Raw genomic sequence first — 14,284 nt, 5'->3', positions numbered from 1 at the left:
CGCCTCTCAAGAAATAGTGAGCGCCCGCCGTGCGGGCGCCCGTTGCGCTTGCAACAAACCCTCAGCCGGGCATCACCAGCCGATACCCAGAACCATGTGCTCAGGCTTCTGCGCGACGATCGACGAGCTGCCGTTCGACACGTCGTCGTAGGCGAATCCGTACGCGAGTCCGCTGACGCTGTGGTCATGGAAGAAGCGGGCGTACTCGTTGGTCGGCGACTGGCTCCACCAGGCGGTCGGCACCGCCCATTTGTTTACGTCTTCCATCACGTGACGGTTGAGCGCCGCGCAGATCTGCGCTTCGATCTGCAGGGTGACCGAGTCACCGGTGGCAAGCGTGCCGGCCCCGAGCAATACGTCCTGCGTGGAAGGCTTGCTGACGCTATACGTCCCGCCGACGAAGGCGCCGTTGCTCAGGTCGACTTCCGTGAATACCAGTTGATCACCCTGCGTCCTGCCGACAAAGCGCCGGCTATTGCTGAACAGGTTCAGCACCAGATCCTGGTTCGCATAGAGCTGCCACATCTGATTCACGTAGCCGTCGAAGTAATTGCCGTTCGCTTGCCCCGCGCCGAAACTGCCCTTGGCCGGCGCCATGATGCGGATCTTCGAAGCCGACAGGGACTGGAACTCCGGCGGCACTTCCCGCGCGTAGGCCGCGAAGATTTCCGCACTGCTCAGCGTGGTGCCTGTTTGCATGTGCGTGGTGTGATTCATGCCGTAAATGTCCTCGACCAGCGGTATGCCGAACTCGTCCACCTGCGTCGTGTTGATGAAGAGCGTGTCGCCACCGTTGTCGAATTCGATCCAGTCGAAAACGACATTGACGTTCGGATCGGTCAGGTTCTGCGGATTCGGCCCGGCAAATGCGACATTGCCGTTCGCATCGTCCAGCACCTTGATGAAGAGCGGACTGCCGAGCGACACGAACATGCGAGCCGACGACACGTGCGGGAACTGCAGCGTTTTGGCCTGCGCGAGTGTGAAGGCGTAGTTGCTGTAGTTCTGGCCAGCGGTGCTCAGGTGACCCGGCGCGTCGTTGTCCGACAGGGCCATCGGCACCATCGTGCCATCCGGCTTGAGCCACACGAACCTGCCGCCGTTCTGCGGGTCGCGTCCGATGATCTCCACATACACCTGGTCGTCGGTGAACGCACCCTTGGTGTTGTTGAGCAGATCAACGCCGACGAAGCCCGGCGTCACCGTGTAGTTCGGTATCGTGCTGTCCACACTGAGCCTGGCGTCGTTCGACGTGATCGGGCCGTTCGGCCCGGTGACCACGACGCTGTACACCGAGCCGTCATCGCTATTCGTCGTGGCCGCCGTGTCGTACGTGCGGGCCGTCGCACCGCTGACCGGCGTCCCGTTGCGGCGCCACTGATAGCTGAACGGACCGCTGCCCGACGCAATCACCGCGAAGTGGCCGTTTTGTCCGGCCGGTACTGTCTGGTCGGCCAGCTGCTCGATGAAGCTCGCCGCCGCCGACGTCCCTGCCGCAGTGTTGTACACCTCGAATTCGTACAGCGAATCACCGTACGGCGTCGAGCGCTGCGTCGCAAACATGCGGACATAACGTCCGGCCGCGGGTGCCGGCAGCTTCAGGTCTTCGATCCCCCCCTGGCCCGCGGTCTGGGTGAGCACCGTCGTCCAGTTCTGGTTATCGTCGGAGGTCTGGATCTGATACGCCACCGCATGCGCGTTTTCCCAGTTCAGCACGACGCGATCGAAGGTCTGCCGCGTACCGAGGTCGACTGAGATCCACGACGGGTCGACAAAAGCCGACGACCAGCGGGTAGCCGCATCGCCATCCACTGCTGCCGACGCCGGATACGCATCCGCTTCGAGGCCGCTGGCGGTCGCCGTCTTGTGCAGCGCCAGGTTCGTGCCTGCCGCGAGCGGTACGAAGCTCACGCTGATGCTGTGCGGCGCGGTCGCGTTAGTGAAGGTGTAGGTCGACTGCACACCCTGCGACTGGCCGTCCACGGTCAATGCGCCTACGGCAAAACCGGCCGCCGGCACCGCCGTGAAGGTCTGCGTTCCCGCTTCACCCACGCTCACGCTGCCCGACGGGCTGATCGCGCCGTTCGGACCGCTGCTCGCGGCGATCGTGACGGCGGGTGTCGCAGCCGAGTTGTAGATCTCGAACTCGAACAGCGAGTACCCGTACTGCGTGGCACGCTGCACACCTTGCATGCGAACGTAACGCGCGGTCGTGGCCACCACCGGCAGATCTTCCGTGCCGCCCGCGCCTGCATCGCGCGTCGAGACGGTCGTCCACGTCTGGTTGTCGTTCGACGCCTGAATCAGATAGGACTTGCCGTACGCGTTCTCCCAGCGCAGCACGACGCGGTCGAAGCGCATCGGCTGACCGAGGTCGACCGTGAGCCACGCGTTGTCGTTAAAGTCCGACGACCAGCGCGAGCCGAGGTTTCCGTCGACCGCGTTCGCTGCGTTGTAACCGTCGCCCTGCACGCCGCTCGTGGTGGCGACTTTGCCCAGCGCCAGATTCGCGCCGGCCGTTCCGGCCGTGCCACCGCCGGTGTCCTGTCCAGTGCCGTCGTTCGCGCTGCCCGGCGGCGCGTTGACTGACAGCGTCACGCCGGTACTTGTCACGCTGCCCGCAGCGTTGCTGACGATCACGCTGAACGTCGCGCCGCTATCGCCCGCCACCGTCGGCGGCGTCGTATAGGACGGCGTTGTCGTCGTCGCCACTGGCGTGCCGTTCTTCAGCCACTGATAGCTGAGCGGTGCGGTACCGCTCGCCACCACCGCGAACTGCGCGGGATCGCCCTGATTCACCGTGACGGCCGCCGGCTGCGCGGTGATCGCCGGCGCCACCGGCATGTTGTACACCTGGAACTCCCACAACGAGTAGCCATACGCCGTATTGCGCTGCGTGCCGAACATCCGCACATAGCGTGCGCTGACGGTCGGGAACGACAGGTCTTCGGTGCCGCCCTTGCCGGCAGTCTGCGTAAACACCGGCGTCCAGTTCTGCCCGTCGTTCGAGGTCTGGATCTGATAGGCCACGCCGAACGCGTCCTGCCAGAACAGAATCACACGGTTGAACGTCTGCACCGAACCGAGATCGAGCTGGATCCACGACGGGTCGACGAAGGCCGACGACCAGCGCGTAGCCAGATTGCCGTCCACCGCGGCCGACGCCGGATACGCATCGGCTTCGAGACCGCTTGCGCTCGCCTTCGCGCCGAGTGCGAGATTCGCCGCGGCCGAACTCGGTCCGAACGTCACGCTGATCGTGTGCGGCGCCAGCACGTCGTCGAACGTGTAACTGTTGACCAGCCCGATGCTGCTGCCGTCCACCTGCACGCCCGTGACCGCGAAGCCTGCCGCCGGCGTGAACGAGTACGTCTGTGGACCGCCCTGGAACACCTGGGTCGTGCCGGCCGGCGTGATCGCGCCGTTACCGCTCGCGCTCGCCGTGACCGCGTATTGCGGCGTGGTCGCGGTGTTGTACACGCCGAACTCGAACAGCGAGTAGCCGAACTGCGTGGCTCGCTGCGTACCGAACATCCGCACATAGCGGGCCGTGGTGGCCGTAAAGCGGAGGTCCTCGGTGCCGCCCTTGCCGGTCGCCTGCGAGTAGACCGTCGTCCAGTTCTTGTTGTCACCCTCGTCATTCGATACCTGAATCTGGTACGCGACGGCATACGAGTCCTGCCAGCGCAGCACGACGCGATCAAACGTCTGCGCCGAGCCCAGATCCACCTGGATCCATGACGGGTCGACGAACGACGATGACCAGCGCGTAGCGTCGTTGCCATCCACAGCCGCTGCCGGCAGGAACGCGTCGCCTTCCACACCGCTCGACGTCGCGACATGGCCGATTGCAAGGTTGGCGCTCGGCACGGGGTTGCCGGCGGCCGGCGCACCAGCGCCCGGATTACCGCCATCTCCCGGATTGCCGCCGGTGACCGGATTGCCGCCATCTCCCGTGCCCGTGCCGGTGTCGATTGCCGCGGTCACCGTCAACGTTGCAGGCGCGCTGGTAACGCTGCCGCCGCCGTTGGCGATGACAACGGTGAACACTGCGCCGCTATCGGCCGCTACCGTTGCCGGCGTGGTGTAGACCGGTGTGGTCGTGATGGCAACCGGCGTGCCGTTCTTCAGCCAATTGAAGCTGAACGGACCGGTGCCCGTGACGCCCACCGTGAACTGGGCCGTCTGGCCCTGGGCCACACTCTGGCTGCCCGGCTGCGCGGCAATCACAGGGGCAGCGGCGGATGTGCCCGCGACGCACAGCGCCCAACCCGGCGTGTTGTTGATGATGCCCGGTACCGACTGGCCCGACGAAAACACGAGGTACGCGTTGGTCGGATCGTTCGGCACGCCGGTTGTCGTCCACGTACCCCACGGGGCCGGAAACGCACATGCGCCGTAGTTGGAGCGGGCCACGGTCAACGCTTCGTTCTGCGTGGGCAGACGCATGCCGACCGACGCGCAGTATTGCGCGGCGATTGTCTGCGTGAACTGCGCGCCCTGGGCCGGGAAAGTCGTCTGGAACTGCTGCCAGACCAGACCGCTCAGATTGTCACGCACGGTCGGGACGTTCGGCCCGGACGGCAGCCCCGGAATGGTCGATGTGTACTGACCAGGCGCCGCGCCCAGCGGCGTATAGCGCTCGGCTGCGCTGCCGCATTGCGGTGCGTCGAAAACTTCGAACTCGAACAGTGAATAGCCGTAGTCCGTCGCGCGCTGCGTGCCGTACATGCGCACGTAGCGGGCCGAGGTGCTCGGGAAGCTGATCGTCTCGGTACCGCCCACGCCTGCGTTCTGCGTAAAGACAGTCGTCCAGTTCTGGTTGTCGTTGGACACCTGGATCTGGTAGGCCCTGGCGAAGGCGTTCTCCCACGCCAGCGCGACCTCGTCGAAGGTCTGCACGGAACCGAGATCGAGTTCGATCCAGGACGGGTCGATACCTGGTGCGGATGACCAGCGCGACGTGAAGCTGCCGTCCACGGCAAGGCTCGCCGAAAGGCCTGCATTTTGCTCGCTGCTGGCCGTAGCCTTCGCACCCAGCGCCAGGTTGGTATCACCGCCGCCGCTTACGGCGAGCGTGGCCGGTGTACTCGTGACACTACCGGCACTATTGGTAACCGTGACAACGTAGCTGCCGGCGTCGCCGTTCTGCGTCGATGCAATGACGATGCTTGAGGCGTTCGTGCCGACTGGCGTGCCGTCTCTCGTCCACGTGTATTGGAGGGGTGCCGAGCCGCTGGCCAGCACGTTAAAGGTCACGCTCTGGCCAACCGGCACGCTCTGGCTGCGCGGTTGCGAGAGGATGGACGGCAGGGTCGCGGCGCCCACCGTCAAGGTGGCGCTGCCCGACGTGACCGTACCTGCGCTATTGGTCACGACGACGCTATACACCGTGCCACTGTCCGACGTCTGCATGATCGGCGTGTCGTACACCGCTTGCGTCGCGCCCGGGATGGCGGCGCCGTTCTTCAGCCACTGATAGGTCAGCACTGGCGAGCCGGCCGCCGCCACGGTGAATTCAGCCCCCTGCCCGCTCGTGATGCTTTGCGGCGCGGGAGGCGTGACGATGGTCGGCACCGCCGGCGCCACCACCGTCAGGATTGCCGCACTCGACGTGATGCTGCCGCTGGCGTTGCTCACGTCGACGCTGAAGCTTGCGCCGTTGTCGCCGCTCAGAACAGCCGGCGTCGTGTAGGTAAAGCTGGTCGCACCGGCGATCGGCACGCCATTCTTCATCCATTGGAAGTTCGGCGAAGCGCCGGCCGTGAGCACGGTGAACTGCGCCGTTTGCCCCACGGCGGCCGTCTGGCTGAGCGGCTGTGTGATGATCTGCAGACTGCTCGCCTGTTGCGGACCGATAACCAGGGCATCGCCGTTGAACACCTGCTGGCTGCCGGTCGGCAATACGTTGAACGTGGTCGTGCCGCCACCGAGGCCAGGCGCGCTTGCCGTCACGGTGACCGTGCCGGGCATGAACTGCGTCTTGACTGCGATTCGGGTCAGGCCACCTTCAGCCGACAAGTTAGGATCGCCAGGCGCATGGTAACCAAGCGGCTGGTTCGCCGTGACCAGGTGGTCGGAGCCGCCGCGGTAGGTACCGGGGCCACTGACGTTGAAAGTAATGATCGGGCTCGCGTCAGGCACGCGAACGTTGTTCGCATCCACCACGGTCGCCGTCACGAGGGCCGCGTCCGTACCGTTGGCCGTGAGCGCGAAAACCTCGCCGTCCGGCTTGACGAGTTCGGGCTCGACCGTGAGCACGATATGGTCGGCCGGACCAGCCGTCACCTGGGTGTCCGTCGCGGCGACCTGGCCATTGCCGTCCAGACATTCAGCCAGCAGCGTGCCGGGTGCCCACGCGACGTTATTCCAGTGCACCTGGGCCGGCAGCAGCGTCGTGTTCTCGCTCAGGTCTGCCCTCGGGTCCGACGTCGGCGGGTTCGGAGTCTGGTCGGGGCCAACCGGCTGGCCGTTGAGCAGCAGCCGCACCGTGGCGCAATTGCTGAACGCATTGACGGTCACGGGGCCAGCAGCAGAACGGTTCCAGTGGTAGGCGAGTTTGACCACCGGCTTGATCTGGAACGGCGTCCAGGCCGCTTCATAGATGTAGTAAAGCAGGCGTGGAATGCGGTTGGCATCCATCATCGATGCGCCATTGCCGCGCACCATCTCCGGGGTGGTGCCGTTCGCGTTTCCTTGCGGCGAGCCGGGACCATCGATCTGCTGGTTGATTTCACCTGGCGTATCGGCCAGGTACCAGTGCGCGATGCCGAACGACTTGCCGGCCACGCTGTGCACCCAATCGTTCAGGTAAGGCGCGGCAAACGCGAGCTCATAGTCATACAGCGCGCGGCCGACGCCGTCCCCCCAATATTCGGACCCCCACGCAGGCGAATCCGGATAGGTTTGTTTGACATTGATGTCACACCCTTCGCCGCTGCAGCCGAGGATGTCGCCGTTAAGCGGGTTCGGCATGCGGTCGGCCTGGGCGCGCGTGAGAATCGGATCCCACACTTGCGACAAAGCCTTCAGGGATTGCGCGAGCGATGTATCGGTCGAGCCGTTGTCGGCTTCCCATGCCAGCACCGAGGGATGATTGCGATCGTGCACGATCATGTCCCGGTGCAGCTCCTTCTTCAGCTCCACGTTGTCAGCCGTCGTGCAGCCCGTCGTGACCGTGCTCGTGCAGAGGATCGAAAATCCGTTCTCGCCGTCGCCGCTGGGTTGAATCATCATCACGCCGTAGGCGTCCGCGGCGTCGAGGAATTCCGGGCCCTGGCTGGAGTGGCCGGGCCGGTAGAGGCTGCCGCCCGCCTGCGCGAGCAGGTTCAGATCGCGCCATTGCAGCTCTTCCGGCACAGCCGATCCGAGCGCCGGGTAGTCGTAGCGCCCGGAGGCTCCCCACAGATAGTGCGGGTGGCCGTTAATGATCGGAAAGTTCTGGTCCCAAGTGATCGTGCGAATGCCGAGCGGAGTCTCCGTGGAATCCACGACGGTGCCGCCGACGCTGACCAAGTGAATCACGTGATACAGATATGGACTGCCGAAGACACTGTTATTCGGAAACCAGAGGGTCGGGTTCGCGACAGTCAACACCTGATCGAAGAGGCCCGGATGCAAACCCGGCGGCACATTGGCCGGCACCGTACTGGTATCCTGGGCAGTTGCCACGACGTTACCGCTGGCGTTCACGATCTGCGTCGTCAACGTCACCTGCTGGTCCGTCGGATATTCGTTCAGCACGTTGGTCTGTACACGGATCGTGGCCGAAGCGGTACTCGCGGCGACCGTGGAGACATAAGTTCCCCAGGTGCCAAGGACTGCATAGACATTCTCCGGAATGTGAACCTTGTCCGTGATGTACATCCACACGGGCCGGAACAGACCGGTATCGTCCTGACCAAAGCGGAAGGCGCCCGAAAAACTCGGCGACTCGAAGAAGCTGTCGCCGCGCGCAACCTTCACCGCCATCACGTTATCCGTCCCGTCGAATTTCACGTAAGGCGTGATGTCGACGATGAACGGAACGAAGCCGATCACGTGAGTGGCTTTGGGGTTGATCAGGCTGTTGCCGGGAATGAACTGGCCATTGATGTAGACCTGTGCCCCCGTGTGTGCGCCCTCGAACTCGACGAATATTTTGCGGTTCGCGTAGGACGGATCCACGGTGAAGTGTTTGCGGTACCAGTTGATGTTGCCCGTCAGGTACAACTGGTCGCCACCGGATTTCGTGTTGATGAAAGTGTCGTTGTCGGACGGCGTTTGCGGCACGCCCACCGATTGCCAACCCGAGTCGTCGAAACCCGGCTGCATCGAACCAGGATCGTCGACGTCCTTGACGTACCGCCAGGGCGTCTGCCCCAGATTGATCCTGATGCGGTTCGATGCCGGCAGATCGTCACTCGCGACTGCATGAACTGCGGCGAACACCAGCAAGACCCACAGCAAAGCAAACAAACCGGCAAGCTGCCCCGTAACCTTCCAAACGCGATCGCGCATGGCGAAATCCTGTTTTTTCGAGCGTGTGTGGTTTTGCTTCGCCGCGAGCAGCGCGCAATTCAATGTTGCCCGCCTCGGTGCGTTGCTCGACGGCACCTGTGGGCCAAAACTAGCCAACCCGCAACATCGACCCCGTTATTCGCCTGACATGGGGGCCTTCCACAGCGGATTGAATCGCGCGACGGTCGCCATAATTCTTTGTGGCTAACGTTTGCGCTTCCATTCGACTTACGGCCTTACCGCTGATTAAATGATCATTTACGAACAAATGATATGACGGCCTCGACTATGTATATCTTGATTGGGGTAAACCCTACATTTCCCGACCAGCAGCGCGAATATCAAATGCCGAAACTTCTCTCACGCACCATTTATTTCACAACAAATTCATAAATTTCAATACTATTCGGCTCGTTCAAGCCGAATCGACGCTGGCCACTCAGCGGCAACAACAAGTCATAACCGAGGCGCTCCGATTGCCGATTCGTCACATCAAAAACGCGGATTCGACCTTCTCAGCAAAAAAATTCCCCGAAAACCAATGATAAAATGTTCACTACCGAACAAATGAGCAGCACAAAGCTACGCCAGACCGTCTAGAGGTGGCGTCAAAAATTCGGACAGGGCGATTCGTGGAACTGCTTGAATCTGAGCCTCGCGGACGCCCTTAGCGGCGTTCAAGGCAAAGGTGGCACTGACTGGCGCAGCAGTTCGATGTGCATCCGACCCCGCTCACTGAATGGAAGCGCCAACTTCAGAAGCATCCGTTTGCTGGCGCACGCAGGCTGGTTCGAACATTACGGCGCAAGGATACAGTTGCACTTTTTAGGCGATAACATGCATATTCGTCGATTCAGTTTTTAACCACAGCGAGAAATCACAATGCTCGACCGTCTTACGGGAATGCAGGTGTTCTCCCGTGCAGCTACTGCCGGAAGCCTCTCCGCAGCCGCCCGGCAACTCGGCCTGTCGCCCGCCATGGCGACCAAGCATCTGGATGCGGTGGAGCACCGGCTGGGCGTGCGTCTGTTTCACCGCAGCACGCGCAAGCTCACGCTCACCGAGGCGGGACAGCAGTATCTGGAAACCTGTGCCCGCCTCCTGCCCGATCTGGAAGAAGCGGAGGCGACGATCGCGTCCCAGCGCGTGGAGGCGAGCGGATTGCTGCGTCTGAATTCGCCACTTTCGTTTGGTGTTCGCTACATCGCGCCGCTGATTCCTGCCTTCAGAAACAAGCATCCCGGGGTCACCATCGACCTCGGGCTGAACGATCGCGTCGTCGATCTCATGGAAGAGGGCTGGGATCTGACGATCCGGGTTGGGCGTCTGAAGGACAGTCGTCTCGTCTCACGCAGGCTCGCGGAGAGCGCGATGATTGTCTGTGCAGCTCCGGGCTACTGGGCCCGGCACGGGCGCCCGAAACGCTGGTCCGAACTGGGTGGCCACAATTGCCTGAGCGTTACGTTCTCCAACATCTCGCGGCCCGACGAATGGCGGTTCGGCAAGGATGGGGACAAGCATGTGGTCGTCAAGGGAACCATGCGGGCCAATAACGGCGATGCACTCGTTGCAGCAGCCGTTGCCGGTCTCGGCGTTCTTTACGAGCCCGAGTTCATCGTTGCCGATGCAATCCGGCAAGGCGCACTGGAGCAGATTACGCTCGAAGTTCGCACCGCGGACCTCGGCGGCATACACCTCGTTCGCGCGCCGGATCGGGCTCCCCCGGCGAAGGTGCGGGTCATGACTGATTTCCTTCTCGACGCATTCAATCCACATCCGCCGTGGGCCATTCGATAAGGCGACGGCGAGCGCTAGGCCTGATCTCTCCAACCCTGTCCTAGCGTTTCCGCAACGACACCTCGGAGCCAACGATGCCCTGCGTCGTTGTGAAAGCGGGCGTGCCAGAATTGTTGAACGGTAAGGTCGGGAAGCTTGATCGGCAGGGGAAACACTTCAACATTTGCAAGCCTCGCGAACAGGGTTGCGAGTTCGTCGGGCACGGCTGCGATGAAATCGGACATGGCGACGAGGTTCGGGACAGCCAGCAGAAAAGGCACTTCTACGCCCACTTTCAAACGCGCGCCATGCTGGCGCAACTCCCTCTCCAACAACTGGTTGGTCAGCGCCAGGGTGCCGGCGACAACATGCTTTCGCTCAACGAATTGCTCGAGCGTCATGCTGATCTTCTTGCGTTTGGTGCCAGCCTTGACGATGCCGACCAGCGAGCGGCGAAACAGCGACTGCTGATGCAGATTGTCACCGAGTTTGCCTAGATAGCCGATTGCCAGATCGACCTTACCATCCTGTAGTGCGCCCGCCAGTTCCATCGACGGCAGCTGGATCGGCTTTAGCGTCGCAAGTGGCGCCCGCTCACGGAACGCTGCCAGGAGCTGCGGCAGTATCACGATCATGCCCATGTCACTTAGGCATACAGAGAATGTACGTTCCGTGGTCGCGGCGTCAAACGCTTTCGTGCTCCAGATTTCCTGCTGCACCATAGCCAATACGCGCGCGACGCCTTCGATCAGCTGCTCGCCAACAGGGGTCGGAGCCATAACCGGTCCGGCACGGACGAACAGATCGTCCTGAAACAGAGTCCGCAATTTCCCTAATGCATGACTGACTGCCGGTTGCGTAAGCCCGAGTCGATCGGCAGCCCGCGACACGCTTCGTTCATCAGCAAGGGCCTGAAGCACGTACAGGAAATTCAGATCGGGCGGTTGCATCTATGCACCTGTTTCATGGTGGGTATGAAATCCATTGTATAGATTTATAGCCCGCCAGCGTTTAACGTCGCATCCACACTTTAAAAGAATCAGGAGATGGATGTGGTGGACTGCGACGTGATCATCGTGGGCGGTGGCCCGGTAGGTTTGTTTCTGGCCGCTGAGCTCGGCCAGCGCGGCATCAGTGTCGAGGTATTCGATGCGAAACCCGGCACCAGCACCCATCCCGCCGCCAATGCCAACAGCGCACGCACGATGGAGCATTTCCGCCGCATCGGCATTTCTGCCGCAATCCGCTCGCTGGGGCTGCCGCGCGACTATGCGCCGGACGTTGCGTACTTCACGTCGATTACGGGTCACGAATTGGCCCGGCTTCATCAACCCGCATCGCAGGACGCGGTGGAATGGGCGAAGGCACATTCGTTCACCTGGGCAACGCCCGAGCCACCGCATCGCTGTTCGCAACTGTATGTCGAGCCGGTTCTGCTTGAAGCGGCGCGCAGTCATGCCCGCTGCCGGGTGCAATTCAGCACGCGTGTGGTCGATATCTCCCAAAGCGACGACAGGGTCACTGCAACCGTCGAGTTCGAGGCCACTGCCGAGCGTGCTGCCGAAACCCGCACCGTCACCGCGCGCTACCTGATCGGTTGCGATGGTCCACGCAGTTTCGTGCGCAAATCGCTCGGTATCCGCTATGAAGGTGTGGCCGGCGAGAAGCGGGAATTCATGGGCGGCCAGATGGACGCCGTCTATTTCTACGCACCCGACCTCTATCGCGTGAGCCCGCACGCACCCGCCTGGCAATACTGGACCTTCAGCCCCAAACAGCGCGCCCTCATCATCGCCGTTGACGGCCACGGTCATTTCATCATGAACGTGCAGATGCGCGACGATGAACGCCCCGACGACGACAGCGTGCGGCAGAGGATTGCCGAAGCAATCGGCACCGATATTCCTTTCGAACTGAAGAGCAGTTCGACATGGACTGCGGGGTTCACGCTGGTGGCGGAACAGTTTCAGGCTGGACGGGTGTTTCTTGCGGGCGACGCCGCGCACCTGTTTACGCCGACTGGCGGCCTCGGTTACAACACCGGCATCGACGATGCCGCCAATCTCGCATGGAAGCTCGAAGCCATGATCAAGGGCCACGCCGGCCAGGCGCTGGGGGCGAGCTATGAAGCGGAGCGTCGTCCCGCTGCGCTGAGAAACACGGCATTTGCACGCGGCTTTGCCGATAGTATCGGCCACCTGCGTGTGCCTCGTGAAGTGTATGAGTCCGGCCCCGCTGGCAACTCCGCGCGCACGGCATTCGGTGACTACCTGATGTTCCATGCGACTTCGGAGTTCGTGATTCCGGGTGTTCATCTTGGGACACGCTACGAGTCGTCTCCGCTCCTCGAGGTTGAAGCAGGCCCTGCTTCTCCGGACCCGGCCAACCTGTATGTGCCATGCGCACGGCCGGGCCATCGTGCGCCACACGCATGGCTCGCCGACGGTCGTTCCTTATATGACCGCTTTGGCAGCGGTTTCACGCTGCTTTGCACGGGAGCGGGCGGATTCAGCGACGAACAGCAACTGGCGCTGCAACGCGCCGGCGCAGCGCTGCCTCAACTCGCCGTCGTGCACGTCGGCGAAGCAGCCGTCGCGGAGCTCTATCAGGCCAGGTTCGTACTGATCCGCCCCGACCAGCATGTCGCCTGGCGTGGCGATGTGCTGAATCGCGGCTTTGAAACGGTGGCGCTCAGGGCAGTAGGGCACCTGCCCACGGACATCGGCACCATCTCAGCCCCGGTACGTCCTCTGGTCGCCTGAGAGGTCCTGGCTGGATTGATGGTCCACACCAATCAATTCGCAGTACTGGTCACTCTATTTGCAACGCCAAAGCGGGACGAATCATGACGATTACTGACGTCATGTAAAGCGCAATTCAGTCGAAGAAAATAAAATATCAGGTCTGGAGACATGAAATACACAACTATTGCAGCGGCGGTCATGCTCGCCATCAGCGGTCCCGTGTTCGCGCAAAGCAGCGTGACGCTCTACGGGATTCTCGACACCGGTATCGAGCTCGTCACTCATGCGAATGCCGCAGGCGATAAGGTGATTCGGATGCCCGGCATTACCGGCTCCGTGCCGTCTCGCTGGGGCTTGCGCGGCAAGGAGGATCTAGGCAGCGGGCTCGCGGCCATCTTCGTGTTGGAAAATGGCTTCAATACTCGTGCAGGTGACATGAATCAGGGCGGCCGGCTATTTGGACGTCAGGCATGGGTAGGATTGTCCAGTCGGTACGGTGCATTGACCTTTGGGCGCCAGTACACCATGAGTTTTTGGGCCATCACCGATTCCGACATTCTGGGTCCGGATATCTACGGTGGCGTGGGTGGCCTCGACGCCTATATTCCCAACTCACGCAGCGACAACACGGTGGCCTATAAAGGCACGTTCTACGGCGTGACGGTCGGCGCGACGTATTCGTTCGGACGCGACTCGAGCGGCACCGGCAACTCACCTGGACAAGGGACCTGTGCGGGATCGATCCCGGGCAATTCGCAGGCGTGCCGCCAATGGTCCGCGATGCTGCGCTACGACGCCAGTGCGTTCGGCGTGGCCGCCTCCTATGACGAACAGCACGGCGGCCCAGGCGCAGCAGCCAATTTCTTCAATGGCCTGGCACCGATTGCCTTGACGAACAGCAGCGACAAGGACGCACGCACGCAACTCAATGGCTACATCAAGGCGGGGCAAGCGAAAGTCGGTGGCGGCTGGCTGGGTCGTCGCGTTGAGACGGCAGCTCGGGACGTGCGCACGGATATCTTCTACCTCACCGGTTCCTACTACGTGACGCCTTACTTCGTGATGGACGGCGGTGTCTATCACACCATCGACAAGCAACAGGACACGCGTGCCACGTCGGCCGCTTTGCGTGGTACCTATCTGCTCTCCAAACAGACCAGCGTCTATCTGCAAAGCGGGTATCTGTTCAATAGTGCCAAAGCGCACTACACGTTGAGTGCCGGTGGCCCAGGCGCAACGCCCGCAGCGGGTGTCGGCCAACTCGG

The 14,284-nt window shown here is 62.3% G+C and carries 5 protein-coding genes; 3 read left to right on the top strand and 2 right to left on the bottom strand.

Going from position 1 to position 14,284, the window contains the following annotated elements; genetic code table 11:
* Window positions 1–72 precede the first annotated feature (72 nt).
* Window positions 73–8,499, bottom strand: coding sequence for a discoidin domain-containing protein (locus PQR67_RS34645; RefSeq protein WP_408467305.1), 8,427 nt, complete (start codon window positions 8,497–8,499; stop codon window positions 73–75).
* Window positions 8,500–9,381: 882 nt separating this feature from the next.
* Here PQR67_RS34645 and PQR67_RS34640 point away from each other — a divergent pair.
* Window positions 9,382–10,296, top strand: coding sequence for a LysR family transcriptional regulator (locus PQR67_RS34640; RefSeq protein WP_408467304.1), 915 nt, complete (start codon window positions 9,382–9,384; stop codon window positions 10,294–10,296).
* A 14-nt stretch (window positions 10,297–10,310) separates the two neighbouring features.
* On the opposite strand, the gene PQR67_RS34635 is transcribed toward PQR67_RS34640, so the two are convergent.
* The gene (locus tag PQR67_RS34635) at window positions 10,311–11,225 is read right to left on the bottom strand and encodes a LysR family transcriptional regulator (protein ID WP_408467303.1); all 915 of its coding nucleotides are present in this window, start codon (window positions 11,223–11,225) and stop codon (window positions 10,311–10,313) included.
* 96 nt (window positions 11,226–11,321) lie between these two features.
* Between PQR67_RS34635 and PQR67_RS34630 the strand changes: the two genes are divergently transcribed.
* Together PQR67_RS34630 and PQR67_RS34625 are read left to right on the top strand one after the other, a co-directional pair.
* Window positions 11,322–13,037: an FAD-dependent monooxygenase gene (locus tag PQR67_RS34630; protein ID WP_408467302.1), complete on the top strand. Its 1,716-nt coding sequence runs from the start codon at window positions 11,322–11,324 to the stop codon at window positions 13,035–13,037.
* 150 nt (window positions 13,038–13,187) lie between these two features.
* On the top strand, window positions 13,188–14,284 hold a 1,097-nt coding region (locus tag PQR67_RS34625; RefSeq protein WP_408467301.1), incomplete at its 3' end, for a porin.

The sequence above is a fragment of the Paraburkholderia fungorum genome, assembly GCF_046026025.1.
GTDB lineage: Bacteria > Pseudomonadota > Gammaproteobacteria > Burkholderiales > Burkholderiaceae > Paraburkholderia > Paraburkholderia fungorum_E.
Note: the sequence above shows the minus strand (reverse complement) of the source record. Positions and strands in the feature narration are given on the sequence as shown.